This window comes from Rhodovulum sp. PH10, from assembly GCF_000293785.1.
Taxonomy (GTDB): domain Bacteria; phylum Pseudomonadota; class Alphaproteobacteria; order Rhizobiales; family Xanthobacteraceae; genus Rhodoplanes.
The window spans coordinates 42,181-66,097 of record NZ_AKZI01000019.1 but is presented as its reverse complement, the minus strand read 5'-3'; the positions used below and the strand labels follow the sequence as shown (position 1 = coordinate 66,097).

The following is a 23,917-nucleotide window of genomic DNA, read 5'->3' as shown; positions in this document are numbered from 1 at the left end:
TGTTTACAGATTGGAAGGGCTCCAATGAAAGAACAATCTAATCTATAACCGCTCCAAACAACCGGCCAACCCAAGAAAACCGCAAATAAACTGTCCGGAATCCGAGATGAAGCATGCCGATCGGCCTTCGAGCTCCCCGATCACCTCGGGGGCGACCCGAGACGACCCAGAGACCGTGCGTCGGATCGACATCGTTCGCGACCGGCTGGAGAGCCGCGACCTGTTCGTCGCGACCCGCGAAATCATGATCGTGCACGGAACCGATACGTACCGATTGCGACTGACCGCACAGAACAAGCTGATCCTGACCAAGTGAGGCCGCCATGCGCCCGCATTTTTCATGCCTCGCCCGTTTGCGCCCGGCCGTCGCGGGGGCGGTGCTGCTGCTCGCGCTGCCCGCCGCGCCGGGCTTCGCCGCCGGGCCGGCGACCGTCACCGACGCCGGCGGCCGCACCGTCACCGTCGCCGACGCCGGCCGGATCGTCTCGATCGGCGGGGCGGTGACGGAAATCCTCTACGCGCTCGGCCGCGAGGCGGACGTCGTCGCGGTCGACACCTCGAGCCTCTATCCGCCGCGCGCGCTGAAGGAGAAGCCGAACGTCGGCTACATGCGCCGCCTGTCGCCGGAGGGCATTCTGGCGATGCGGCCGAGCGTGGTGCTGGCGTCGAAGGGCTCCGGTCCGGCCGAGGCGGTGGCGGTGCTGGAAAGCGCCGAGGTGCCGTTCGTGCAGGTGCCGGACGACGCCTCCGCGGAGGGCATCGTGAAAAAGATCCGGCTGATCGCCGCGGCGATCGGCGAGCCGGCGCGCGGCGACTGCCTGGCCGGCGTCGTCGGCGACGATTTTTCCGCGCTCGCGGCGGAGCGCAAGGCGACTGGAAAGCCCGCCCGCGTGCTGTTCGTGCTGTCGTTCGCCGGCGGCCGGACGATGGTCGCCGGGCGCGACACCGCCGCCGACGGCATCATCGCGCTCGCCGGCGCCGAGAACGCGCTCGCCGACCTCACCGGCTACAAGCCGGTCGGCGACGAGGCGATCATCGCGGCGAAACCCGACGTGATCCTCACGATGGAGCGTCCCGGCGCGGTGATCACCGCCGACGATGTCTTCTCGCGCCCCGCCTTCGGCATGACGCCGGCGGCGGCGAACAAGCGGCTGATCGGCATGGACGGCCAGTATCTGCTCGGCTTCGGCCCGCGCACCGCGCTCGCCGCCCGCGACCTCGCCGCCCGCCTCTACGGCACGCCGGCGAGCGACGCGCTCGCCGCCCGCCACGACGCCGCGGTGAAGGCCTGCGTGAAATGACCGCGCTGGCCGGTCCCTCCGCCGCCGTCGCGGCACCGAGCCGCCCCGCCGGTCCGCCCGGCCTTCGCGGCCGACCCTGGGTGGTGATCGCCACGCTCGCGGCCCTGCTGGCCGCGGCAGCGGTCGCCTCCGCTGCGGTCGGCGCCGCCGGCATCCCGCCCGCGCGGCTGATCGCCGCGCTCGGGCTCGGCGACGCCGGTACCGCGGAGGCCGCCCGGGAGGCGGCGCGCGACCAGCTCATTCTCCTGTCGATCCGGCTGCCGCGCATCGTCATGGCGGTCGCGGTCGGCGCGCTGCTGGCGGTCGCCGGCACCATCCTGCAGGGCCTCTTCCGCAACCCGCTGGCCGACCCGGCGCTGGTCGGCATCTCGCCCGGCGCCGGCCTCGCCGCCGCCGTCACCATCGTGTTCGGCGACGTCGTGCTGCACGGCGCGCTCGGCGTCGAGGGGTTGCCGATCGCCGCCTTTCTCGGCGCGCTCGCGGTCACCGGGCTCCTCTACCGCATCGCCACCCGCGACGGCCGCACCTCGATCGCCACCCTCCTGCTCGCCGGCCTCGCGGTCGGGGCGCTGGCGTCGGCCGGCATCGGCCTCCTGGTGTTCGTCGCCGACGACCAGCAGCTGCGCGACATCACCTTCTGGACGCTCGGGTCGCTGGCCGGCGCCACCTGGCCGAAGGTTTTGGCGATCGCCCCGTTCTGCCTCGCGGTGCTGGTGGCGCTGCCGGTGATCGCCCGCGGCCTCGACCTCCTGGTGCTCGGCGAGGCGGATGCGTTCCACATGGGCGTTCCGGTGGAAAGCCTGAAGCGGTTCGCGATCGTGCTGGTGGCCGCTGCCGCCGGCGCGGCGGTCGCGGTCGCCGGCGTGATCGGCTTCGTCGGCATCGTCGTGCCGCATCTGCTGCGCCTCGTCATCGGCCCGGCGCACCGCACGCTGCTGCCGGCCTCGATCGTGTTCGGCGGGCTGGTGATGCTCGCGGCCGACACCTTGTCGCGCACGCTGGTCGCCCCGGCGGAGCTTCCGGTCGGCATCGTCACGGCGCTGCTCGGCGCGCCGTTCTTCCTGTTTCTCCTGCTGCGCCAGCGCGCCGTGGTGGGCCTGTGAGCATCGTGATCGAGACGAGAGACGTCGGCGTCCGCGCCGGCCGCGCGATCCTTCTCGACGGCGTGTCGATGGCGGTCGGCGCCGGCGAGACGGTGGCGATCGTCGGCCCGAACGGCGCCGGCAAGTCGACGCTTCTGCGCGTCCTGTCCGGCGACGCGAAGCCCGCTTACGGCCGTGTGCTGTTGAAGGGCCAAGACGTCGCGCACTACTCGCCGCGAAAGCTCGCCGGGCACCGCGCGGTGCTGTCGCAGAGCGTCGGCGTCGCCTTCCCGTTCACCGTCGAGGAGGTGGTGCGGATGGGGGCGGGCGACGACCGCCGCGCCGCCGACCCCTTGGTCGACGCCGCCCTCGCCGCGGTCGATCTCGAGAGCTTCCGGCACCGTATCGTCACGACGCTGTCGGGCGGCGAGCAGCATCGTGCGCATTTCGCCCGCGTGCTGGTGCAGCTTTTCCGCGGCGAGCGGGACAACGGGCCGGGCCTGTTGCTGCTCGACGAGCCGACCGCCGCGCTCGATCTGCGCCACCAGATCGACTTCGTCGCCGCCACCCGCGCGCGGGCGGACGCCGGGACGGCGGTGGTCGCGGTGCTGCACGACCTCAATCTCGCCGCCGCCTTCGCCGACCGGGTGATCGTGCTCCATCGCGGGCGGATCGCCGCCGACGGCCCGCCGCGCAGCGTGGTGACCCCCGACATGCTGGCGCGGGTGTTCGAGGTCGACGTCGCGGGCTGCGCCGTGCCGGCCGGGCTGCCCTGCGTGCTGCCGCACATGATCGCGCCGCGCCCGCGCGGCTCCACCGACCGGAGGGGACGATGACCGCCACCGCCGAGGAAAGAACCCGGGACGAATCGCCGCCGCGCCGCCGCGACCATCCCTCCTCGCCACCGCAGCCGCTCGCCGCCTTCCTGGTGCCGCCCGGCCGCGACCCGCTCACCGAGGCGTTTTCCGGCCGCGAGTTCGCGCCGCCCTGGCGTGGCAGCACGCCGGTCGCGCCGGAGCGCGCGGAGGCCGTCTATGCCGAGATCCTGGCGACGCCGCGCAAGGAGCCGGCGATCGTCTATCTGCACGTCCCCTACTGTCAGAACCACTGCCTCTTTTGCGGCTTCTTCCAGAACGTGTGGCGGCCCGACGTCGCCGACGCCTTCGTCGACGATCTGCTCGCGGAGGTCGCCGAGAAGGCGGAAACGCCCTTGGTCGCCTCGGCGCCGATCGTCGCGGTCTATCTCGGCGGCGGCACCCCGACCGCGCTGCCGGCAAAGCCGCTCGCCCGGCTGGTGGCGGGGCTGAAGGCGATGCTGCCGCTCGCGGAAAACTGCGAGGTGACGCTCGAGGGTCGCGCCTTCGACTTCGGTCGCGACAAGGCCCTTGCCGCGTTCGACGCCGGCGTGACGCGGGTCTCGCTCGGCGTGCAGACGTTCGACACCGGGGTGCGGAAGCGGCTCGGGCGAAAGCTCGGCGGGCCGGAGGTGGCGGCCTTCCTGGCCGAGCTCGTGGCGCTCGACCGCGCCTCGATCGTCTGCGACCTGATGTACGGGCTGCCCGGCCAGACCCACGAGGCCTGGGCGCACGACCTCGACACGGTGGCAAGTCTCGGCCTCGACGGGGCGACGCTCTATGCGCTGAACGTGTGGCGCGGCGGCCGGCTCGCCGCGGCGATCGACAGCGGCCGGCTGCCGCCCGCAGCCACCTTGCGGGAGCAGGCGCGCGCCTATGCGACCGGCTTCGCGCGGCTGACCGAGCGCGGCTTTGCGCCGCTCGCGCAGTCGCATCTCGCCCGCTCGGTGCGCGAGCGCAACGTCTACAATTCCGGCATCAAGCGCGGGCTGCCCTGCATTCCGCTCGGCCCCGGTGCCGGCGGGCAGGCGCACGGCCATCGCTGGCGCAACGTGATCGAGATCGACCGCCGCCGCGCGATGCGCGCCGAAGGCCGCCCGTTCATCGAGGGCATCTCGAAGAACCCGCCGCGCTATCCGGCCCAGGCGGCGGTCACCGGCGGCATGGAGGCCGGTGCGCTGGATCTCTCGGCGATCGAAACTCTCGCCCCCGGCTTTCGCGCCGCCGCCGCGCCGCTGGTCGAGAACTGGGTGGCGGCCGGGCTCGGCACGATCGTCGGCGACACCTTCGCCACCACCCGCGCCGGCGCCTTCTGGCTCACCAATCTCACCGGCGGCTTTTTTGCCGCCCTCGATGCCGCCGCGATCTTGGCCGCTTCGACGGCCGCCCCGACCGAGGATGTCTTGCCATGACCGATGCCGCCACCGCCTCCGAGCCCCGCGCCGCCCTCGCCGCGCGGCTCGCAAAAAATCCCGACGGCGTCCTGGAGGCGCTCGCCCGCGAGCACGGCGTCTCGACGCTCGCCGCGACCCGCCTGCTGCCGCCCGACAACGCCGCCTTCGCACCCGGCAGCGCGTTCGCCGAGGTGATGCGCGACCTCTCCTCCTGGGGCGAGGTCCTCTTCATCGTCCACACCCAGAACATCGTGCTGGAATGCTCCGGAAGAATTCCGCCCGGCGAGGTGGCGCACGGCTGGTTCAACCTGCACGGCGACGGCCCGATCGGCGGCCACGTCAAGGCCGAGCGGTGCGTTGCGATCGGCTTCGTGCAGCGGCCCTTCATGGGGCGGGAGAGCTGCTCGGTGCAGTTCTTCGACGGCGACGGCGAGGCGATGTTCAAGGTGTTCGTCCGCCGCCGGCCGGACAAGACGCTCGATCCCGATCAGGTGGCCGCCTTCGCGGCGCTGCGGGCCCGGCTCGGCACGCAGCCGGCGGGCGAGTGATCGGGAAACGACCACCCGAAGGGGTAGGTATGGCGCATCTTTCACCACCGTCCGGGCGCTTGTATGCAAGGCGGCCGCATGGTCAAATGTCCGCTCGGTCCACGACCAGGAGCGGTCCGCCCCCATGAGCCTCCCGGACGACCCCCGCCGCACGCTCGCCGAGGATCTTCGCCTCCGCATCGCCGACGAGATCGTCCAGGGCACGCTGGTGCCGGGCGCAGCGCTCGACGAGACCGAGCTGGCGCACCGCTTCGAGGTGTCGCGCACGCCGGTGCGGGAGGCGATCCGCCAGCTGGCGGCGAGCGGGCTGATCGACACCAAGCCGCATCGCGGCGCGGTGGTGGCGCGCCCGACCGAGGCGGAGATCGCCGGCATGTTCGAGGCGATGGCCGACCTCGAGGCCTTGTGCGCCGCCCGCGCCGCCGAGCGGATGACCGGCTCCGAGCGCCGCGCGCTCGAGGCGGTGCAGGAGGAGCTGCGCGCCCTCGTCCATCTCGGCGACCCGCACCAGTTCCTGGAGGCCGACGAGCGGCTGCACGACGCCATCCATGCCGGCGCCCACAACGACTATCTCGCCGACCTCACCCGGGCGACCCGCGCGAGGCTGCAGCCCTTTCGCCATGCCCCGGCGCGCGAGGTCGGCCGGCTCGCCGCCTCGCACGGCGAGCACGAGCGGGTGGTGGTGGCGATCGTGCGTGGCGACCGCGACGGCGCCGCCGCGGCGATGCGCGACCACGTGCTGATCGTGCGCGACGACTACGGCGTCTACGTCGCCGCCCTGCCGGCCGCCGAGCGCCCGGCGCCGGCGCCGTGACACTGCCGCGGGCACCGAGAATCTGATAACGAGACGCGTCGCGCGACCTCTCGCGCGGAGGATCCCTGTGATGGCTCTGATCAAGGCCGCACACGACGGCGTCGTGGGCACGGTGACGCTCGACTATCCGGAGAAACGCAACGCCCTGTCGCGCGAGCTGATCGGCGAAGTGTGCGCGGCGCTGGCGGAGTTTCGCGAGGCGCGGCTGCGGGCGGTGGTGCTGCGCGCGGCGCCCGGGGTGAAGGTGTGGTCGGCCGGCTACGACATCGTCGCGCTGCCCGAGACCCACCGCGATCCGCTCGGCTGGGACGACCCGGTGCGCCACCTGGTGCGCGCGGTGGCCGAGTTTCCCGCGCCGATGCTGGCGATGGTGGAAGGCGGCGTGTGGGGCGGCGCCTGCGAGGTGGTGCTCGCCTGCGACGTCATCGTGATCGCGCCGAGCGCGACCTTCGCGATCACGCCCGCCAAGCTCGGCGTGCCCTACAACGTCTCCGGCCTCCTGACCTTCCTCAACGCCGCGCCGGCGCGGATCGTGCGCGAGATGGCGTTCTCGGCAAAGCCGGTCGACGCCACGCGGGCCGAGCGGCTCGGCATGATCAACCATCTGGTGCCGGCCGGCGAGCTCGAGAGCTTCACCTACGGGCTGGCGAAAGCGATCGCGGAAAACTCGCCGCTGGCGGTGTCGGTGATGAAGGAGCAGCTGCGCATTCTCGAGGGCGCCCACGCGATCAGCCCGGAGGACTTCGAGCGCCTGCAGGGCCTTCGCCGGATCGTCTACGACAGCGCCGACTACACCGAGGGGCTCCGCGCCTTCAAGGAGAAGCGCAAGCCGCAGTTTTCGGGGCGGTGATCGCTACGGCCGGGAGGCTATCGTGGTGATCAGGCGGGCCATGTACGGTCGCCGCCGGGAGTCACGGCATCGGCGTCGTAGGGTGGGCAAAGCGGAGCGTGCCCACGGCGGTCGTCGCCTTCGTACTTTCGCACGCAAATGTGGGCACGGCGCTGCGCGCCTCCGCGACGACGACCTCATACCAGCGGCGGGGAACTATGACCTCGTCCTGAGGGGCGCCGAAGGCGACGTCTCGAAGGACGAGGCCCGCGCAGTGCCCTCGTCCTTCGAGACGCGGGCACCCAGGTCGGCTGTAGCCGACTTGAGCATACAAGTGCCGATCTCGGGACGAGGTCGAACTCTGCCCGCCGTCGGTATTACCTGTTCCGGCCATCCGGCCATCCGGCCGCCGCCACCAGAACCTGCACGTAGGCGGTCGCGAGCTCATCGAGGAGGTGAGCCTCGGGAAGCGCCATGCGCGTCCTCACGCCCCCATCTTGGCCATTGCGGCTTCCGACACCTCGAAGTTCGCATAGACGTTCTGCACGTCGTCGTGCTCCTCGAGCGTCTCGATCAGCTTGAACAGCTTCTCCGCCGCCTCGTCGTCGACCGTGATGGTATTTTGCGGCTTCCACACGAGTGCGGCCTTGCGCGGCTCGCCGAACTTCTCCTCCAACACCTTGGCGACGTCGCGATAGGTCTCCTGGGAGGCGAAGATCTCGTGGCTTTCCTCGTCGGAGGCGACGTCGTCGGCCCCCGCCTCGATCGCCGCCTCCAGCATCGCGTCGGCCGAGGCGATCTCGGGCGGGTACTCGATCACGCCGAGCCGGTCGAACATGAACGACACCGCGCCGGTCTCGGCGAGGTTGCCGCCCGATTTGGTGAAATAGGAGCGCACGTCGGAGGCGGTGCGGTTGCGGTTGTCGGTCAACACCTCGACGATCACCGCGACGCCGGCCGGGCCGTAGCCCTCGTAACGGATCTCCTCGTAGTTCTCGGTGTCGGCGCCGGCCGCCTTCTTGATGGCGCGCTCGATATTGTCCTTCGGCATGTTCTCCGCGCGGGCGGCGATGATCGCGGCGCGCAGGCGCGGGTTCATCGCCGGGTCCGGCGTGCCGAGCTTGGCGGCCACCGTGATCTCGCGCGCGAGCTTGCCGAACAGCTTCGACTTCTGGGCGTCCTGGCGGCCCTTGCGGTGCATGATGTTCTTGAACTGGGAATGTCCGGCCATGGATCGGTCCTGTCAGCGCGGGGCCCCCTCGACGTCCCGACGGGGAGGACGTCTCGACGGGGAAGAAGCGCCGCGGCGGCGGCGCGAGAACGGTTCGGGCCCGCGGCCGCCCGTGGCGGCGCGGAACGCAACGCCGGCAGAAGCCACATTCGGCCGGTCGCCGCAAGACGGCGCCGGCGTTTCGGCCGCCGCCGCGAGGCGTACGCGTCAGAAGGGTGACGCCCAGAAGGCCGGCAGCGCCGGCTCGAGCGGCCCGCCGATCCGCACCGCCGCGACCTTTTTCGCGAGCCCGGTCGTGTCGTCGGTCTCCACCGCGATGCCGCACAGCGTCGCCGGCCCCATCGCCGGCTCGAACCGGCCGTGCGGGATGCGGCGCAGGAAGCGGCCGAGCGGCTCGTCCTTGGCCATGCCGATCACCGAGTCGTAGTCGCCGGTCATGCCGACATCGGTCATGAAGGCGGTGCCGTGCGGCAGGATGCGGTGGTCGGCGGTCGGCGCATGGGTGTGGGTGCCGACCACCAGGCTCGCCTTGCCGTCGAGGAAATGGCCGACCGCCTGCTTTTCCGAAGTGGTCTCGGCATGGATGTCGACGACGATCGCGTCGGCCGCCTCGCGCAGCGGGCAGGCGGAAATCTCGCGCTCGACCGCCTGGAACGGGTCGTCGAGCGGATCCATGAAGATGCGGCCCATCAAATTGATCACCAGCACGCGGGCGCCGTTCCGCGCCTCGACCAGCGCCGCGCCGCGGCCCGGCGTGCCGGACGGATAATTGAGCGGGCGCACCAGCTTGTCGGCGCGATCGATGAACACCAGCGTCTCGCGCTGGTCCCACGAATGATTGCCGAGCGTCACGGCGTCGGCCCCGGCGGCCAGCATGTCGTGATAGATCAGCTCGGTGATGCCGAAGCCGCCGGCCGCGTTCTCGCCGTTGATCACCACGAAGTCGAGCGCCCAGTCGCGCACCAGCGCCGGCACCCGCTCGCTCACGATGGTGCGGCCGCTGCGGCCCACCACGTCGCCGATGAAGAGAATGCGCACGGAAAGCTCAGCCCCGCCTGACCTGCCTGAAATCGTGAACCGCCGTTTCCGTTAGCACGAGATCGAGGGGTGCGTCGAAGGGTCCGACCGGAATTCTCGGACATTCCTGGCACGCGAAAGCGAGCCCGATCGCCACCACCGGCTTTTTCGCCCGGAGCGCGTCGAGGGTGCGGTCGTAGAAGCCGGCGCCGTAGCCGATGCGGTGGCCGCGCCGGTCGAAGGCGGCGAGCGGCACCAGCAGGATGTCGGGCGCGACCTCGGGCGCCGCCGGGGTCGGCTCGGACAGTCCCCACCGGCTCTCGTCGAGCGGCTCGCCCTCGCGCCAGGCGCGAAACACCAGCGGTTTTCCGCGAGAAAGAGTGACCGGCAAGGCCAGCGAGGCGCCGGCTTCGACGAAAGCGCGCATCAGCGGCAACGGATCGAGCTCGCTGCGGATCGCCACGTATCCTGACACCACCGCGGCCGGCGGAACCGCCACCGGCAAGGGCCGGCGGGCGAGCACGGCGGCCGCCGTCACCCGCCGCTCGGCCGGTAGCGCGTCGCGCCGCGCCAGCGCCGCCGCGCGGACCGTCGCCTTCTCGGCGTCGAGCGGCGTTCTTCTCGCGTCGGCCGTCATCGGCGGGCGAGAGTTGGCGAGCCGGGTCGTCTTGCCGGGCGATCGGGTGGGGTCACGGGCCTGCCGGGGTGGGACGCAGGATGGGAAGAAAACGTGCGGAGCCGCCTGAGCCGTCGGGGTACACGATCCCGGGTTCCCTACCATGGTAGGTGGGCGCCATGTGTCCGGACCCACGGGTCCGGTCAGGGACAGCTCCCTTCAGGATCGATAAGGCCCCGGGGATTAAAGACCCCAAACGCACCCCGCAGCCCCGCCCGGCCAATGTAGGCGCTCGCCCGCTGCGCCGCCAGCGGCGGCATGCGCCGGGCGGACGATTTTGTCGGCGGGGTGAAAGGGCGCACGCCGGTCTCTCGGGATGCCGGCACGGCACCAGGAAACCGCGGTGCCGCTCGGCGGTTTCCCCGATGGCCGCCACGGCGACCACGGGGCTCGCGCGGGCCGGCATCCGACAGCGACGACATGCGGACGGCGAAAGGAGGGGCCATGCGGCTCGCCGACGGCAAAACCCTGGCCCTCGGGGCCTTTCTCCGGTTCCGCGACGACCGGCTGACGACCACCGCCTCGAGCGTCGCGTTCTACACGATGCTGGCGGTGGTGCCGGCGATCGCCGCCGTCGTCTCGACCTATTCGGTGGTCGCCGATCCGCACGACATCACCCGGCTGGCCTCCTCGCTGAAGGAGCTGCTGCCGCCGCCGGCGGCAAAGGTCTTGGACGAGCAGATCCGGCAGGGGCTCCTGTCGAACGCCACCGACGGGCGCACGCTCGCCGGCTCGGTCGGCTGGTTCCTGCTGCTCTTGTGGAGCGCCAGCCGGGCGATCCGCAGCTTCGTCACCGCGCTCGCGCTGATCTACGACCGGGCGGAGCGCCGGCCGATGTGGCAGCGCTACGCCGTCTCGCTGGTGCTGACGGTCGGCGGGGTGGTGTTTCTCTCGCTCGCCACCTTCGGAATCCTGGTGCTGCCGTCGCTGCTCGGCATCTTCGCCGCGGAGGACGTCGCCGCCGCGGTGCGGCTCGCCCGCTGGCCGATTCTCTTCCTGGTGGCGGCGCTCGCCATCGCCACGCTCTATCGCTTCGGCCCGAACCGCAAGAACCCCGACTGGCCGCACATCCTGCTCGGCAGCGCGGTCGGCACCCTGCTGTGGCTCGGCTTCGCGCTCGCCTTCTCCTGGTACATCGGCAGGTTCGGCGGCTACACCCGGCTCTACGGCTCGCTCGGCGGCATCGTCGCCTTCATGTTCTGGCTGTGGGGATCGGCGCTCGCGGTGCTGATCGGCGCCGAGGTCGACGCCGCGGTCGGCCGCCGCCGGGCCGGCGAGCCGCAGGCCCGGGGATCGCGTGGAGAGGAGGCGCGGGGAGCGCCCGAAAAAGAGGCGACGCCCGCCTGACCTTCGTTCCGCCCCGCTCACACCGGAAAGGCGACGGTCGACAGGAGGCTGATCGCCGGGTTGCGCGAATCGAGCCGCGAGTGCTGCACCACGATCGGCACGGTGGAGACGATCACCGCGGAGTAGCTGGTGTCGCGCGGCACCGGCGCGGGATCGTCGAGATCGTTGAAGCGCAGATGCAGCGTGCGCCGCGCCGGCACGGTGACGCGATACGGCCCGACCGGGTCGCGGTCGGTGAAGAACAGGGTGATCGTCACCTCGGCGTCCTCGTTGCCGGCGTTCAGCATGCAGGCCGCCTCGTGCGAGACCAGCGCGTGCTCCTGGCTGACGCTCTGCCCCGGGATGTAGCCCTCGGCGATCGCCCACACCTTGCGCCCGACCTCGATCATTTCGTGCTCCTCGGCTCGCTCGCCCCCGCCGAGCGGGAACGCACCGGCGGCCGGCCCCGTTCGGCGCCGTGGCGCGCGGTGGTGCGCTGCCGGACCGACGGCGGCGCCGCCCGGTGCGACAAGCCCGGTGCGACAAGATCGTCATTTTGCCGCCGCGGATGCGTTCCCATATCGAGCGACGGGCGGCGCACGCCGCGTGCACGCCGCCGCAAAACCCCGTGTTTCCGCCTGCGTACCGGGCCGACACGATCGGCCAGAGGAGAGACCCATGACTCCGCAGGAAAAGACGCTCGTCGCCGCACTGTTCGACCGTCTGGCGACGCTCGAGCGCGAGCCCCGCGACCCCGATGCCGAGCAGGCCATCCGTGACGGCCTCGGCCGCGCGCCGCACGCCGTCTACGCGCTGGTGCAGACGGCGCTCCTCCAGGACGAGGCCTTGCGCCGCGCCCACGAGCGCATCGCCGAGCTGGAGGCCGGCCATGCCGAGGAGCGCGCGCCGCAGGGCGGGTTCCTCGACAGCTTGCGCAGCGCGATGTTCGGCGAGGGCGACGCGCCGCGCGGGCGCGGCTCGGTGCCCTCGGTGCGCGCGGCCGATCCCCACGACGATCGCGACCCGCCGTCCGATCCGCGCTGGCACGACTCGCGCTGGGGCGGGGCCGGCCAGCCGGCCGGCCAGTCGCCCGGACAATCTTCGGGGCAGCCGGTGTTCGGCCGCCGTGCGGATCCGGGATTTTCTCAGGGCGAGGTGCCGCCGGCCGGCTATGGCCAGGGCGGTTTTGGCCAGGGTGGCTATGGCCAAGGCGGGTACGGGCAGGGCGGTTACGCGCAGGGCGCCGCTCCCGGCGCCTTCGGGGGCGGGGGCCGCGGCTCGTTCCTCGGCACCGCGGCGGCCGCCGCGGCCGGCGTGATCGGTGGCTCGCTGCTGCTCGACAGTCTCCGCGGGATGACCGGCACGGCGCATGCGGGCGATGCGGCGGGCGGTGCGACCGGGCACGGTGCGCTCGATCCGGGCGCCGCGGCGGCGGCCTCGCCGTGGGGCGGCAGTGGCGGCGGTGGCGACCTCGCGCGCGATGCCGGGCTCGGCGACATCGGCGTGGACCGCCATGCCGCGCTCGACGATCCGGACACGGACGACAGCGACGACGCCGATTACGACGACGGCGGCGATTTCGGCGATTCCGACTCCGACCTGGCCTGACTCCGACCTGGCCTGACTCCGACCTGGCACGACTCCGACTTGGCCCGACTCCGACTTGGCCCGACTCCGACTTGGCCCGAGCCGGGCCGGAGCGGGCCGCGCCGTCCGCCGAATGTCCCGGGAGCCGCCACGGGTGGCTCCCCATTCCGAGCGCCGCCACCGGCGGCTCCCTCATTCAGAGCGCCGCCACGGGCGGCCTCGAGAATGACGAGGCCCGGCCCGAGGACAGTGTCCTCGTCCTGCGAGACGCGCGCCTGCGGAGTGCGCCTCGACGAGGTCGATCTCCGTCGCCGCCGGTACGAGCGCGGGCGCGAGCGAGGTCCCCCGCCCGCCTCTCTCGTGTCAGGGCCGCTCGGCCGCCTCGTGCCGACCGCCGGCCCGCTCGAGCGCCTGCTCGGCGAGCGGCAGCCAGCGCGCCTGCTCGACGGTCAGCCGGTGGGCGGCGTCGAGATCCTGCAGCGACCGCACGATCGTGGCGAACCGCTCGGCCGGGCGATCGCCGAGCCCGGCGAGCCGCCATTCCACCACCACCCGCTCCCACACGTCGCCGCCGACCGCCGCCGGAACCGATGTGGCACGTCGTGCGGAAAAGTCCGGCGCGAAGCGTGCCGCCGGGTCGGCGCTGGCGGTGGCGATGCTGCCGGTGGCGATATCGTCGGCGGCCGCCCGGTCGGGCGTGTCCGAGATCCTGCCGGCAGACGCGGCCGACGCGGCGGCGGCGGCGATCAGCCGGTCGCGCAGCGCGAGCGCCCGCCGGTATCCGGCCATCGCCTGGTCGGGCTCGCCGAGCTCGGCCAGAACGTCGGCGATCCGCGTCTCGGCCACCGCGATGTCCCGCAACAGGCGGTCGGACGGCTCGACCTGCGCCAGCCGCTCGCGGCCGGCGAGGCTGGTGCGGTAGGCGGCGAGCGCCATCTCCGGCATGCCCTGCGCCGCCAGCACGTCGCCGATCCGCTCGTGGGTCACCGCGAGCTCGCGTCGCCAGCGTTTTCCGCGGGGATCGGCCGGGGCCACGGAGGCCGCGAGGTTTTCGCGGATCACCAGGCAATCCTGATAGGCGGCGAGCGCCTCGGCGAGGCGGCCGCGCCGCTTCTCGACGTCGCCGATCCGCTCCTGCGTCACCGCGAGCGCGTCCTGCGCGACCGGATCGGCATGGCCGGCGGCGGCGAGCTGCACCGCGAGCGCCGCCCGGTGGCTGTCGAGCGCGTCGGCGGTCGCGCCCTGCGCCGCCTGGACGTCGCCGAGCTGGTCGTAGACCACCGCGAGCGCGCGCTGCCAGCCGGGGTCGGGCCCGGCCGCCGCGAGCCGCAGCGCGAGCGCCCGGCGGAAGCTCTTCTCCGCCTCGGCGGGGTCGTGCTTCGCCACCATCGCGTCGCCGATCCGCTCCTCGGCCAGCGCCACGTCGCGCTTGGCCGCGCCGCTCGCCGGATCGACGGTGGCGATCGCCTCGCGGATCACCAGCGCGTCACGATACGGCACCAGCGCCGCGTCCGGCTCGCCGGCGGCGAGCAGCGCGTCGCCGACCGCGACCTGGGCTGCCGACACGTCGCGCCGCCGGCCGGTGTCGTCGGGGGTGCGCGAGGCGAGCCGCTCGAGCAGCGCGAGCGCCCGGCGCGCCTCGACCAGCGCCGCCTCGGTCTCGCCGTGGGCGCGCCGCTGGCGGGCGAGCGTCAGCGTCTCCATCGCCACGTCGCGCAGCAGCGCGGGATCGAGATCGTCGGCGTGGCGGGCGAGATCCTCGAGCAGCCCGGCGGCGGCCGCGGTGCGGTCGCCCGACCGGGCATAGAGGCCGAGCGCCTCGGCGCGGCGCTCGAAGGCGAGCAGCATCGCCGCCCGCCGATAGCGGATGCGCGGCGAGGCCGCGCCGTTCTCGGCGAGCGTTTGCAGCGTCCGCTCGGCCGGGCCGGCCACCGCGCCGATCGCCGCGTGCGACAGGCCGAGCCGGTCGGCCCCCTCCATCACCCGCACCGTGACCCCGGTGCCGGCCGACAGGAGCGCGTCGAGCGTCGTCGGCGTGTTCGGCAGGACGAACCGGCCGAGCCCCCAGATGCCGCCGGCGAGCAGCGCCAGCACCGCCGCTCCCGCGGCGAGATCGGCGACGCCGCGCCGGAGCTTTTGCGCCCGCGCCGCGGGCTTCAGGAAATCGTCCGGAGCGAGGCCGGTCAGCCGGGCGGCGATCTCGGCGACCAAGCCGTCCGGCTCGTCGACCCGCGCGTCGATCGGCGCCGGCGCTGCGGGGTCGGGCCGGTCGGTGATTCGGCCGGCATCGTCGAGGCGGAATTTCAGGGCGGGCGGGCAGCAGTCGGTCCACACCGTCAGCGGGCCGCCGGCGACGATCACCGGAACGATCCGCGCGCCGCGACCGAGCGCCTTGAAGCGGCGGACGATCTCGTCGAGCTGCGGATTGTCGGCGCCCTCCGGCGAGCACAGCACGATCAGCGACTGCGAATCGGCGAGCGCCGCGCCGACCGCGTCCGGCACCAGCGGCCGCACCGCCTCGGCGTCGGCCGTGCTCCCGGCCTTGGCGTCGGCCGTCCCCTGGGCCTTCGGCTCGGTCTCGGCGCTCTCGTCCGCGGCGGCGGGCGCGTCGTCCGGCTCGAGCTCGTCGTCGGCCTGCAGGAAATCGAAGAAGTCCGCCGGGGACGGCTCGGCGGTGAAGCGGAACAGCGGCACCAGCGTCGCCGGCACCCGGCCCGCCGGGGTCTCGCGACCCGCCAGCCGCCAGGGAACGCGGGTGTTCTCCAAGCCGCGTCGAATGGTGTCGGCCCACGCCTCGTCGACCGGCGTGTGCACGACGAATGCCCGATAGGTGTGCTCGCTCACCTGCTGCCCCTCGGTCCCCGCATCGGCTGTTCCCCGACACACTGAACGTCCGAAATTTGGCCCCGCCGTGTCGGTCGCCGACTTTTCGTCGCCGCCGCCCCTCGGGACGCGAAAGCAGGAACGCGCCCGATTCGGATGAAATCGGACGCGCCCCGCGCCAGTACGTCGTCGTGTGCTTTCGGGTGAACCCGTGCCGTCGGAGCTCCCTCGTTGCGCCGCCCGCGGGCGGCAAGGAAGAACATCGTGGTGGTGCCTAGAGCACCACCACCTTGGTGCCGACCTTCACGCGGCCGTAGAGGTCGATCACGTCCTCGTTGCGCATCCTGATGCAGCCCGAGGAGATGCGGGTGCCGATCGTCCACGGCTCGTTCGACCCGTGGATGCGGTAGAGCGTCGAGCCGAGATAGAGCGCGCGGGCGCCGAGCGGGTTCTCCGGCCCGCCGGCCATGAAGGTCGGCAGATCGGGGCGGCGCTGCAGCATCTCCGGCGGCGGCCGCCAGTCGGGCCATTCGCGCTTGGCGGAGATTTCGTGGGTGCCGGCCCAGGTGAAGCCCGGCCGGCCGACCCCGACGCCGTAGCGCCGCGCCCGGCCGTTGCCCTCCACGAGATAGAGAAAGAACCGGTCGGTATCGATCACGATGGTGCCGGGCGCCTGATGGCCGTCATAGGCGACCTCCTGCGGCAGGTAGCGCGGATCGACCGCGTTGCGACTGTAAGCCGAAGGGTCGGGCAGCGACGCCTGGGCGCCGTAGGGCGACCCGGAGGTGGCCGACCCGTAGACCGGCACCGCGGCGCGGTCGAGCGAGCCGCCGGACGATTCGGCGCCGCCGAAGATCGCCTCGAGCAGGCCGCCGCCGAGCGCCGAGCGTGGCTGATGGCGCACCGGCATCGGCGCGACACGCGCGCCCGATCCGCCGTTCGGACCGGGGACGTAATAGGTCTGGGCCGAGGCGACGCCGACCAGCGCCGTCGAGGCCAGGGCTGCGATGAGAATGCGGACCATGTGGGGGCTCTGTACGCGATACGCCGACAAGACTCTGGACACCATTCCTTGGTGCATTTCGAGTAAACGGGATCAATGGAAACCAAGTCGTAAAAACGGGCGCCGTTGTCTTTACTGTGAAGCCTTCGGTGACGATGTTTGGACGTCTATGGTTTGCAGGTCGTAAACATGAAGAAACGTGGTTAATGACGACTTCGGCGAAAGATCGTGGTAAACGCAAGGTAAACGCGTGACGGGCGACGAGGGGGGCGACCGATGGATGCCGAGACGGGACCGTCGCCGGGTGGACCTGTGGGGGGACCGGTGAGGGAGCCGGTGCGCCCGCTCGCGGCCGCCGACGTCGTGGCGCGGGCGGCGGCGGTTCTCGCCCGCACCCCGGCGCCGCGCCGGATCGCCACCCGCGGCGGCGACGTCGAGTGCGCGGTGGTCGGCGACGGGACGGGTGCGCCGCCGGTGCTGGCGCTGCACGGGCTGCTCGCCGGCTACGACCAGGCGGCGCTGCACGCGGCCTGCGCCCTCGGCGACGGCTATCGCATCGTCGCGCCGTCCCGGCCGGGCTATCTCGGCACGCCGCTCTCGGTCGGCGCTTCGCCCGCCGAGCAGGCCGACGTCTGGGCAAATCTCCTCGATGCCCTCGACATCCCGAGCGTCGCGGTCGCGGCGTTCTCCGCCGGCAGCCTGTCGGCCTTCGAGTTTGCGGTGCGCCATCCCGACCGCTGCCGCGGGCTGGTGCTGGTCTCGGCGTGCGCCGCGCGGCTCGACACCGCGGCGCCGGGCTGGCTGCATGTCCTGGCACTGATCTCCAAAATTCCGCCGCTCGCCCGCTGGCTCGCCCGCCAGGCGGTGCAGAACCTCGAGCGCGCCGCGGTGCGGCCGATCGCCGACCCGGCGATGCGGGCGCGCCTCCTCGCCGATCCGGAGGCGGCGGCGCTGTTCGCCGCCAATCTGCAGAGCGGGATGAACCGGCTCGCCGCCCGGCTGCCGGGCTCGCGCGCCGACCACGCCCGGCTCGTCGCGCTGACCGACCTGCCGCTCGCCCGCATCGCCGTGCCGGTGCTGGTGGTGCACGGCACCGCCGACCCCTACGTGCCGTTCGCCCATGCCGAGATCTTGGCGGCGGCGATACCGGGCGCCGAGACGATGACGATCGCGGGCGGCGAGCACTCCTGCCTCTTCACCCACCACGCGGAGATCGAAGCGCGGGTGCGGCCGTTTCTCGCCGGCCTCTTTCCAGACTGCCCCGCCGTGCCGGTGGCCTGAGCCTTCAGCGCAGATCGCTGCCGGCGAGCGTCTCCAGCACGTCGCAGGCGGTCGCCGCCGCATGGTTGGTCGACAGATCGGCGGCGCGCCTGCGGCACGCCTCCCGCACCTGCGGGCCCATGATCGCGGCGAGCCTCTTGGCGGCCGCGCGCGGCCGGTAGGCGCGGGGCGTGAGATAGTCGCCGACGCCGAGCCGCTTCACCCGCTTGGCATTGTCCGGCTGGTCGTGGGTCGCCGGCACGACGAGCTGCGGCACTCCCGCGGCGAGCGCCTGCGCGGTGGTGCCGATGCCGCCGTGATGGACCAGCGCCGCCGCCCGCGGCAGCACCACGCCGAACGGCACGTAGTCGAACGCCCGCACGCCGTCTGGCAGCCGCTCGGGCAGCTGCGCGGAAAACTGGGTGAGCAGAATCCCGCGCCGCCCGAGCTTTTCGCACACCGCGACCGAGGTCCGGAAGAAGCGCTCGGCATGGGTCATCGCGGTGCCGGCGGTGAACACGATCGGCGGCTCGCCGTCCGCGAGGAAGCGCTCGAGCGCGGGCGAGGGCGCCCACTGGTCGCGGCCGTCCCACAGCGGAAAGCCGGCCAGCACCAGATTGTCCGGCCAGCCCGGCACCGGCGGGCCGTACCACTCGGGGAAGAAGCCGATCACCGCCTGCGGCGAATGGAACCAGGCATCGAACAGCCGGGCGACCGGCGGCAGGTTCAGCTCGGCCCGCAGCGCGTTGGTCGGGCCGGCGAGATGGGCGTCGATGAAGCGGTCGGCCTGCTCGAAATAGGACCGGCGGAACCAGCGCGGCCCCATCCCGAGCAGATCCGGAAAGCCGTAGCAAGGCGGCGCCTCGATGCTGCGCATCACCGCCGGCTGCAGATGGACGCTCGCCAAGGGCACGCCGAGCGCGTCGTGGGCGATGCGGGCGCCGAGCGCGAAGCCGGGCGCCGCCACCACCGTGCGGCCGGGCCGGTACTTTTCGCGGATCAGCGAGAAGACGGGGCGCAGCGCCGGCAGGATCAAGCCCTCGGCGAACACCCGCACCGAGCGCATCGGGTGCCACAGGTCGGGGTCGTCGATGGTGCGGCGATAGTGCGCCTCGTCGACCAAGGGGACGAACGGCAGTTTTGCGCGCGCTGCGACGGTGGCGAACACCGCGGGGGCGGCGAGCACCACGTCGTGGCCGCGCCGCGCCGCCTCGGCGGCGAGCGCGACATTGGGGTGGACGTCGCCGGCGCTGCCGAGGGCGACGACGACGATCGTCAGGGGGGCCGCGCGGCCTTCTGCGTTCATGTCGGGTCGGGGGTCATGGTGTGCGCATCCGGTCGCACCCTCGCGCGGGCCGGGACGGACGGGCGCGACCATCTCCTTGCCAAAACTCCGGGGCTGCTTCAACCGCCGGCCCCTTGTCGGGTCGCCGGAGCTCGGCTACGGCATGCGGGCACGCGTTCCGGCCGCGATCGGACCGGGCGGTTCGACGGCCTTTGCCGCACCCCGTGAACCACCCGTTAAAGAATGATCGCGTAGAACGCTAAAGGCCGAATCGAATGCGATAAATCCATGCAGCCGCGCAAAACTTTCCGGGTCGAGCAATTCCGTGCGCCGGTCGAGGTCGAGACCCCGGGCGAGCAGATCCCGCCGGCCTCCGCCACCGATGCCGACGCGGTGCTGCGTCATCTCGAGATCGTCACCGAGATCCGCGGCGTACGCGCGCTGATCGAGGGCCGGGCGCTGGATGCGCAGCGGGCGCTCGAGAAGTTCCAGGCCCAGTTCGCCGAGTACCAGAAGGTCAAGGCCGAGCTCGACGTGATCGAGCACGCCATCACCGAGACCAAGCGCGAGCTCGCCACCATCCACGTCACCGGCTTCAACGGCCAGGAGATGTCGCGGGTGGCGAACGAGCTCGACACCGTGGTCGAGGACACCGAGCACGCCACCGAGGCGATCCTCGGCCTGGTCGAGCAGATCGACGAGCAGGCGAACGTCTTGGCCGGCTCCGTCCAGAGCGAGGCCGATCAGGCGGCGGTGCAGCTGATCCAGGACTCGGTCGTCAAGGTGTTCGAGGCCTGCAATTTCCAGGATCTCACCGGGCAACGCATCAGCAAGGTGGTCGCCGTGCTGAAGTTCATCGAGGCCCACATCCAGCGGATGGAGGAGATCTGGGGCGGCATCGAGTCGTTCGAGGGCTACGCCCCGGTCGACGTCGCCGAGAAGGCCGAGGAGGACAAGCTCCTCAACGGGCCGAAGCTCGAGGGCGATGTCGGCCACGTCTCGCAGAACGACATCGACGCCTTGTTCGACTGACGTCGATCGCCGACGCCACGACCTCGGCCGGCACGACCTCGGCCGGCCCTCCATGACGGTTTGATTTTCCGCCGTGTGGAGTATTGTCGCACACGCCCGCGGGCGTCGCCGTGGGCGGCGTTCGGAGGCGTGACGATGACGGGCTTTCCACAAAGGCTGACCGAGGGCTATCGGGCCTTTCTCACGGGGCGGCTGCCGACCGAGCAGAGCCGCTACCGGGCGCTCGCCGAGCACGGGCAATCGCCCGAGATCATGGTGATCGGCTGCTGCGATTCGCGGGTCTCGCCGGAGGTGATCTTCGACGCCGGGCCGGGCGAGCTGTTCGTCGTGCGCAACGTCGCCAACATGGTGCCGCCCTATGCGCCGGACGGCGCCTATCACGGCGTCTCCTCCGCGCTCGAGTTCGCCGTGCAGGCCTTGAAGGTGAAGCACGTCGTGGTGCTCGGCCACGCCCAGTGCGGCGGCGTGCGGGCGTTCGCCGAGGGCGGACCGCCGCTGTCGCCGGGCGACTTCATCGGCAAGTGGATGGAGCTGCTCGCGCCCGCCGCCCGAAAGCTCGGGCCGCGCGGCGACATGCCGCTTTCGGTCTATGCCGCCGAGCTCGAGCAGGCCTCGCTCCAGGTCGCGCTCGACAATCTGATGACCTTCCCGTGCGTGCGCATCCTGGTCGAGCGCGGCAAGCTCGCGCTGCACGCCGCCTATTTCGGCGTCGCGACCGGCGAGCTGATGGCCTACGACGCCGCCGACGGCGCGTTCGCCCCGGTCGCCGCCGCCGAGTATGCGAAGATTTTTGCCGCGCCTCGGTTCTGAGCGCGGCGGTCTCTCAGCCCTGCAAGCCCTTGACGATCGGCATGCGGGCGGCGCGGATCGCCGGCAGAAGGCCGCCGACCAGCCCGACCACCAGCGCCAGCACGACGCCCTGGCCGATCGTCGCCGGGGTCAGGCGGAACGAGAACACCACCTGGGCGAAATTGGCGCCGAGCGTGGAGGCGGTGAAGCCGTCGAACACCAGCCACGTCGCCACCGCGCCGATCGCCCCGCCGATCCCGGCGAGCACCAGCGATTCGGCGAGCGTGCCGACGAAGGCGGGAAAGCCGGAAAAGCCGATCGCCCGCAGCGTCGCGATCTCCACCGCGCGCGAGGCGACCGAGGAATACATGGTGTTCAAGGCGCCGGCGAGCGCGCCGAACGCCATCGCGATCGCCAGCGGCCAGCCGAGTTTCTGAATCAAGTCGTTGGTCTGCGACGACTGCTCGGAGAAATACTCCTTCTCGGACTTCACCTCGAGCTTCAGCCGCGGGTCGTGGTCGCTGTAGGCCTTCAGCGCGGCGAGCGCGCCCGGCCCGTCGAGCTTCATCCGCACCGTCTGGAAGGTGTTGTTGCGGTTGAACAGGCTCTGCACGACCGGCAGGTCGCCCCAGATCTCCGACTCGAACACGCTGCCGTCGGCCTCGAACACGCCGACCACCGTCCACCGCGCCGTGCCGAACTTGACGGTCCGTCCGAGCCCGAAGCCGGAAAACTCGGCGAGCAAGCTCTTGCCGACCACCACCTCGTTGCTGCCGGGGGCGAACATGCGGCCCGCGACGACATGGACGCCCTTGCGGAGCGCCGGCCCCGCCTCGCCGATGCCACGCAGCGGCAGGTTCGCCTTGGTGCCGGTCGAGCGCTTGATGCCGTCGACGATCAGATAGAGCTCGGCCGAGACCAGCGGCTTGCCGTCCGGCCCGCGGGCGATGCCCGGCGCGTCCTCGAGCAGGCGCACCTGATCGCGGGTGATCGCCGAGTTGATCTCCGCCTGGGCGCCCGCCCGCAGCGCGATCGCGACGTCCTCGGCGCCCGAGCTCGCCAGCGTCTGCCGGAAGCCCGCCGACATCGCCAGGAACGACAGCAGCACCATCACCACGAGCGCGACCGCCACCACCGTCGACAGCGACGGCCAGAAGCGTTGCGGGATGCTGCGGAGATTGATCCGCGTCACCGCGGCGATCTGCTTCAGCATCAGCCGCGTCCCATGCCGTCGGCGATCTTCAGGCGAAAGGCGTTCCAGGCCGGCACCAGGCCGGTGGCGAGGCCGAGCGCCACCATCAGCCCGACGGCCGACAGCACGATCCCCGGGCCGACCTCGAGGTTCGGCACGAAGGTCGAGAGGCTGTCGCGCATGCTCGCGGTGATCGCCGCGGCGATCGCGATGCCGATGCCGCCGCCGATCAGCGCCAAGAGCAGCGTCTCGCCGAGCACCAGCCGCAGCACCCGCGCGCCGGAGAAGCCGAGCGTCTTGAGGACCGCGATCTCGCGGGTGCGCTCGCGCACCGCCATCACCATGGTGTTGCCGACGATCATCAGGATGGTGACGAAGGCGGCGCCGACCACCAGCGTGACGATCAGCGCGACGTTGCCGAGCTGCGCCATGAACGCCTTGTTGAACGCCTTCTCGGTGTCGGTCGCGGTCTCGTAGAAGGAGTTCTCGAACATCTTGTCGATCGTCTCGGACACCCTGTCGTTGATCGCCGGCGAGTCCGTCTTGAGGATCAGCCAGCCGATCGTGTCCTTGCCGAACGAGCGGGTCTCGTCGAAATAGTCCCAGCGGATCAGCATGAAATTGGTGTCGACCTGCGGCTTGTTCTTGTCGAAGACGCCGACGATCTCGACCTCCCAGCTGTGCGAGCCGTCCTTCTGCTGGAAGATGCTCGACGAGATCGGGATGCGGTCGCCGACCTTCCAGCCCCATTTGGCGGCGAGCTGGCGGCCGACCAGCGCCCCGGTGCGGGTCCGCTCGAACCGCTCGCGCATCGCGCCGTCATAGGCGAAGTCGCTCGCGGTGATGTCGAGATAGGTCGCCGGCTCGACCGCCATCACGATGGTGAAGTTCTTCGGGTCCTGATAATAGCCGCCGAACCAGTTGGCATAGGTGACCTGACGGACGCCCGGCACCGCGGCGATCCGGTTGAAGTAGGAGATCGGCAGCGGCTGGGTGAAGTTGATCTTGTTGACGACCACCAGCCGGTCGTCCTCGGAGACCTCCTGCCCGGCATTGAAGGCGCGCTCGAACGCCGCCAGCACGCCGAAGATCGCGAAGGCGATCAGGATCGACACGATCATCAGGATCGCGCGCAGCTTCTTGCGGAAGAGGTTCTTGGCGATCAGCACCCCGTCGTTCACGCCGCGAGCTCCTTCTCCTCGAAGTGGCCCTTGTCGAGATGCAGCGTGCGCTTGGCGTAGCGCGCCGCCGCCGGGTCGTGGGTGACCATCACCACGGTCTTGCCGAGATCGGCGTTGAGCGACTTCAGCATCGCCAGGATCTCGTCGGCCGAGCCGCGGTCGAGGTCGCCGGTCGGCTCGTCGCACAACAGGAGCTTCGGATCGGAGACGATCGCGCGGGCGATCGCCACCCGCTGCTGCTGCCCGCCCGACATCTCGCGCGGATAGTGCTTGGCCCGGTCGGCCAGCCCGACCACCTCGAGGGCGGCGGCCACATGGGCGCGCCGCTCGCGCCCGCCGAGCCGGGTCAAAAGGAGCGGCAGCTCGACGTTCTGCGCGGCGGTGAGCATCGGCATCAGATTGTAGAACTGGAAGACGAAGCCGATCGTCGCCGCGCGCCAGCGCGAGAGCCGGCCCTCGGAGAGCCCGTCGATCCGCGTGCCGGCGATCTCGATCGCGCCGGTGTCGGGGCGATCGATGCCGCCGAGCAGGTTGAGCAGCGTCGACTTGCCGGAGCCCGACGGCCCCATCACCGCGACGAAGTCGCCTTCGGGAATCGCGAGGTCGAGATGCTCGAAGATCGAGATCGCGTCGCGGCCCTTGACGAAGCCTTTGCCGACCCCCGAGAGGCGGACCAGGGCGGAATCGTTCATC

23 protein-coding genes and 1 other RNA gene are annotated in these 23,917 nt (G+C 71.8%); 13 read left to right on the top strand and 11 right to left on the bottom strand.

The window, feature by feature from the left end; translation table 11 throughout:
• Nucleotides 1–106 precede the first annotated feature (106 nt).
• The 8 genes from A33M_RS04020 (at nucleotide 107) to scpB (ending at nucleotide 6,843) form a co-directional block, all read left to right on the top strand.
• Nucleotides 107–316 carry a hemin uptake protein HemP gene (locus A33M_RS04020; protein ID WP_040619186.1) on the top strand — a complete coding sequence of 70 codons (210 nt, stop codon included), beginning with the start codon at nucleotides 107–109 and terminating at the stop codon, nucleotides 314–316.
• Nucleotides 317–323: 7 nt separating this feature from the next.
• Nucleotides 324–1,301 (top strand): heme/hemin ABC transporter substrate-binding protein, encoded by a 978-nt coding sequence (locus A33M_RS04015; protein ID WP_008383773.1) that lies wholly within the window; start codon nucleotides 324–326, stop codon nucleotides 1,299–1,301.
• Nucleotides 1,298–2,404 carry a FecCD family ABC transporter permease gene (locus A33M_RS04010; RefSeq protein ID WP_008383772.1) on the top strand — a complete coding sequence of 369 codons (1,107 nt, stop codon included), beginning with the start codon at nucleotides 1,298–1,300 and terminating at the stop codon, nucleotides 2,402–2,404. The genes A33M_RS04015 and A33M_RS04010 overlap by 4 nt, the downstream gene beginning before the upstream one ends.
• On the top strand, nucleotides 2,401–3,219 hold the full coding sequence (locus A33M_RS04005; RefSeq protein WP_008383771.1) for a heme ABC transporter ATP-binding protein: 819 nt from the start codon (nucleotides 2,401–2,403) through the stop codon (nucleotides 3,217–3,219). The genes A33M_RS04010 and A33M_RS04005 overlap by 4 nt, the downstream gene beginning before the upstream one ends.
• Nucleotides 3,216–4,649 (top strand): heme anaerobic degradation radical SAM methyltransferase ChuW/HutW, encoded by a 1,434-nt coding sequence (gene hutW, locus A33M_RS04000; protein WP_008383770.1) that lies wholly within the window; start codon nucleotides 3,216–3,218, stop codon nucleotides 4,647–4,649. The genes A33M_RS04005 and hutW overlap by 4 nt, the downstream gene beginning before the upstream one ends.
• Nucleotides 4,646–5,179 carry a heme utilization cystosolic carrier protein HutX gene (gene hutX / locus A33M_RS03995; protein WP_008383769.1) on the top strand — a complete coding sequence of 178 codons (534 nt, stop codon included), beginning with the start codon at nucleotides 4,646–4,648 and terminating at the stop codon, nucleotides 5,177–5,179. Before hutW ends, hutX begins: the two co-directional genes overlap by 4 nt.
• Nucleotides 5,180–5,303: 124 nt before the next feature.
• Nucleotides 5,304–5,993 (top strand): GntR family transcriptional regulator, encoded by a 690-nt coding sequence (locus A33M_RS03990; protein WP_008383768.1) that lies wholly within the window; start codon nucleotides 5,304–5,306, stop codon nucleotides 5,991–5,993.
• 70 nt (nucleotides 5,994–6,063) lie between these two features.
• Nucleotides 6,064–6,843: a methylmalonyl-CoA decarboxylase gene (scpB, locus tag A33M_RS03985; protein WP_040619183.1), complete on the top strand. Its 780-nt coding sequence runs from the start codon at nucleotides 6,064–6,066 to the stop codon at nucleotides 6,841–6,843.
• A 463-nt stretch (nucleotides 6,844–7,306) separates the two neighbouring features.
• Here the strand turns inward: scpB and A33M_RS03980 are convergent, their stop codons facing one another.
• The 4 genes from A33M_RS03980 to ssrS all read right to left on the bottom strand — a co-directional run bounded on the left by A33M_RS03980 (nucleotide 7,307) and on the right by ssrS (nucleotide 9,961).
• Nucleotides 7,307–8,053 (bottom strand): YebC/PmpR family DNA-binding transcriptional regulator, encoded by a 747-nt coding sequence (locus tag A33M_RS03980; protein WP_008383766.1) that lies wholly within the window; start codon nucleotides 8,051–8,053, stop codon nucleotides 7,307–7,309.
• A gap of 207 nt (nucleotides 8,054–8,260) precedes the next feature.
• Complete coding sequence (locus A33M_RS03975) at nucleotides 8,261–9,091, bottom strand: TIGR00282 family metallophosphoesterase (protein WP_008383765.1); 831 nt, start codon at nucleotides 9,089–9,091, stop codon at nucleotides 8,261–8,263.
• A 7-nt stretch (nucleotides 9,092–9,098) separates the two neighbouring features.
• Nucleotides 9,099–9,707, bottom strand: coding sequence for a 5-formyltetrahydrofolate cyclo-ligase (locus A33M_RS03970; RefSeq protein WP_008383763.1), 609 nt, complete (start codon nucleotides 9,705–9,707; stop codon nucleotides 9,099–9,101).
• 94 nt (nucleotides 9,708–9,801) lie between these two features.
• Nucleotides 9,802–9,961: non-coding RNA, 6S RNA (ssrS, locus tag A33M_RS22720), on the bottom strand.
• 229 nt (nucleotides 9,962–10,190) lie between these two features.
• On the opposite strand from ssrS, the gene A33M_RS03965 reads away from it, so the two are divergent.
• Complete coding sequence (locus A33M_RS03965) at nucleotides 10,191–11,093, top strand: YihY/virulence factor BrkB family protein (protein WP_008383761.1); 903 nt, start codon at nucleotides 10,191–10,193, stop codon at nucleotides 11,091–11,093.
• Between the two features lie 17 nt (nucleotides 11,094–11,110).
• On the opposite strand, the gene A33M_RS03960 is transcribed toward A33M_RS03965, so the two are convergent.
• Nucleotides 11,111–11,482: a sensory rhodopsin transducer gene (locus tag A33M_RS03960; RefSeq protein ID WP_008383758.1), complete on the bottom strand. Its 372-nt coding sequence runs from the start codon at nucleotides 11,480–11,482 to the stop codon at nucleotides 11,111–11,113.
• Between the two features lie 268 nt (nucleotides 11,483–11,750).
• Here A33M_RS03960 and A33M_RS03955 point away from each other — a divergent pair, with 268 nt between their 5' ends.
• Nucleotides 11,751–12,680 (top strand): DUF2076 domain-containing protein, encoded by a 930-nt coding sequence (locus A33M_RS03955; RefSeq protein ID WP_008383756.1) that lies wholly within the window; start codon nucleotides 11,751–11,753, stop codon nucleotides 12,678–12,680.
• Between the two features lie 342 nt (nucleotides 12,681–13,022).
• Here A33M_RS03955 and A33M_RS03950 read toward each other — a convergent pair whose 3' ends face one another.
• Together A33M_RS03950 and A33M_RS03945 are read right to left on the bottom strand one after the other, a co-directional pair.
• Nucleotides 13,023–15,503, bottom strand: coding sequence for a tetratricopeptide repeat protein (locus A33M_RS03950; protein WP_008383754.1), 2,481 nt, complete (start codon nucleotides 15,501–15,503; stop codon nucleotides 13,023–13,025).
• A gap of 253 nt (nucleotides 15,504–15,756) precedes the next feature.
• Nucleotides 15,757–16,506 (bottom strand): L,D-transpeptidase, encoded by a 750-nt coding sequence (locus tag A33M_RS03945; RefSeq protein WP_008383752.1) that lies wholly within the window; start codon nucleotides 16,504–16,506, stop codon nucleotides 15,757–15,759.
• Between the two features lie 303 nt (nucleotides 16,507–16,809).
• Between A33M_RS03945 and A33M_RS03940 the strand changes: the two genes are divergently transcribed.
• The gene (locus A33M_RS03940) at nucleotides 16,810–17,766 is read left to right on the top strand and encodes an alpha/beta fold hydrolase (protein WP_157223314.1); all 957 of its coding nucleotides are present in this window, start codon (nucleotides 16,810–16,812) and stop codon (nucleotides 17,764–17,766) included.
• A gap of 4 nt (nucleotides 17,767–17,770) precedes the next feature.
• Here the strand turns inward: A33M_RS03940 and A33M_RS03935 are convergent, their stop codons facing one another.
• Nucleotides 17,771–19,051, bottom strand: a complete 1,281-nt coding sequence (locus A33M_RS03935; protein WP_008383748.1) for a glycosyltransferase — start codon at nucleotides 19,049–19,051, stop codon at nucleotides 17,771–17,773.
• Between the two features lie 267 nt (nucleotides 19,052–19,318).
• Between A33M_RS03935 and A33M_RS03930 the strand changes: the two genes are divergently transcribed.
• Nucleotides 19,319–20,062 (top strand): protein phosphatase CheZ, encoded by a 744-nt coding sequence (locus A33M_RS03930; RefSeq protein WP_008383743.1) that lies wholly within the window; start codon nucleotides 19,319–19,321, stop codon nucleotides 20,060–20,062.
• Nucleotides 20,063–20,197: 135 nt separating this feature from the next.
• Nucleotides 20,198–20,872 (top strand): carbonic anhydrase, encoded by a 675-nt coding sequence (locus A33M_RS03925; protein WP_008383741.1) that lies wholly within the window; start codon nucleotides 20,198–20,200, stop codon nucleotides 20,870–20,872.
• A gap of 13 nt (nucleotides 20,873–20,885) precedes the next feature.
• On the opposite strand, the gene A33M_RS03920 is transcribed toward A33M_RS03925, so the two are convergent.
• The 3 genes from A33M_RS03920 to A33M_RS03910 are packed head-to-tail and all read right to left on the bottom strand — an operon-like array spanning nucleotide 20,886 to nucleotide 23,916.
• Entirely contained in the window at nucleotides 20,886–22,064 is a 1,179-nt protein-coding gene (locus A33M_RS03920; RefSeq protein ID WP_008383740.1) for an ABC transporter permease, read from the bottom strand.
• Nucleotides 22,064–23,224 carry an ABC transporter permease gene (locus A33M_RS03915; RefSeq protein WP_008383739.1) on the bottom strand — a complete coding sequence of 387 codons (1,161 nt, stop codon included), beginning with the start codon at nucleotides 23,222–23,224 and terminating at the stop codon, nucleotides 22,064–22,066. The genes A33M_RS03920 and A33M_RS03915 overlap by 1 nt, the downstream gene beginning before the upstream one ends.
• Nucleotides 23,221–23,916 carry an ABC transporter ATP-binding protein gene (locus tag A33M_RS03910; RefSeq protein WP_008383738.1) on the bottom strand — a complete coding sequence of 232 codons (696 nt, stop codon included), beginning with the start codon at nucleotides 23,914–23,916 and terminating at the stop codon, nucleotides 23,221–23,223. Before A33M_RS03910 ends, A33M_RS03915 begins: the two co-directional genes overlap by 4 nt.
• Between the last annotated feature and the right edge of the window lies 1 nt (nucleotide 23,917).